Source organism: Acinetobacter higginsii (assembly GCF_000369525.1).
In the GTDB taxonomy this organism is placed as follows: Bacteria; Pseudomonadota; Gammaproteobacteria; order Pseudomonadales; family Moraxellaceae; genus Acinetobacter; species Acinetobacter higginsii.
Genome location: NZ_KB850059.1, coordinates 1 through 1,151 on the forward strand (window position 1 = coordinate 1; position 1,151 = coordinate 1,151).

At 30.2% G+C, this 1,151-nt stretch carries 2 protein-coding genes; one reads left to right on the plus strand and one right to left on the minus strand.

Annotated features, from left to right (window positions below):
* On the minus strand, window positions 1-170 hold a 170-nt coding region (locus F902_RS21895), incomplete at its 3' end, for a BrnT family toxin (RefSeq protein WP_005199293.1).
* Window positions 171-658: 488 nt separating this feature from the next.
* Between F902_RS21895 and F902_RS00070 the strand changes: the two genes are divergently transcribed.
* Window positions 659-988: a four-helix bundle copper-binding protein gene (locus F902_RS00070; RefSeq protein WP_000610966.1), complete on the plus strand. Its 330-nt coding sequence runs from the start codon at window positions 659-661 to the stop codon at window positions 986-988.
* Window positions 989-1,151: the final 163 nt, after the last annotated feature.

Genomic DNA, 1,151 nt, shown 5'->3' on the forward strand with positions numbered 1-1,151 from the left:
CCTTTCACTTTTCCAATGGTCTGCCAACGTTCTTCGCCATCGGTATGTCTGTCCTGGATTGAGATCCTTAGAGGATCTTCAAAAACAAGGCTTGCCGTTTCGAAAGAGATATCATGCTTTTTCTGATTCTTTCGATTCTTTGCCTCATCCCATTCGAAATACTGTTCCATAAAAAACATTCAAATTTGTATATACAATAATGTATCACAAAATTGTATCACTCAAGCTGAAAAGCGTAATTTTTAGTCAGATTTATTGGCAAGAACTATCAAAACTGTTCATAAAAAAACCGACTTGTTTCCAAGTCGGTTGAACGAGAACGTTCCAGAGGGTATGAATAACGATAAGATACTGATCTTAAAGTAATATTAAAAATACGTTTCGTATAAGCTCTATTATGTTAAATGGAGGGAAAATCTATTTTTAAAGTGATAAAATTATTGTAGTTATTTTAAGAATAGCTGCTTTTGATACTTGATCATCTATCCTAATTAAAAACTGTTTTTTAATAATTTGGAATATAAATAAGATTTAGTTAAAATTAACATTATTCATATAAATTAAAATTATTTATTACATTTACTAATAATTTAAAATAATTAGTAGAAAAAAATTATGTTTTAATTATTTCTTTGATTATATAAGTTGAGAGTAAAAAATGATTAATACGGAATTTTCAGAGTGTATTTCTGCATGTACAAACTGTTCACTTATTTGTACTGAATGTGCAACTTCTTGTTTAAAAGAAAAAGATTTAGAGATGATGCGTGAATGTATTCAACGTTGTCTAGAATGTGCAGATATTTGTCAGTTATGTGTGCGTATGCAACAACATAACTCACCTTTCCTCAAAGAGATTTGTGAGCTTTGTGCTAAGATCTGTGAATATTGTGCGGAAGAGTGTGAAAAACATTCACATGATTATTGTAAAAAATGTGCTGAGGCTTGCCGTCAGTGTGCAGAAGAATGTCGAAAAATTGCCATGTAAAATACTTCAATAATGTTAATTATATGGCTCTAGACTAACATAATCATTCTGCTAGTCTAGAGCCTTTCCTAAAATTAACATAATACACCTTATACGAAATGTGTTATAATTATCTATAGAAATCAATGCTGTAGTTTCTAGTTGATAGCCCATCTTCCCCAAG

Coding starts and splice junctions, on each gene's coding strand:
- F902_RS00070 (WP_000610966.1), top strand. CDS start 659: ATGATTAATACGGAATTTTCAGAGTGTATTTCTGCATGTACAAACTGT.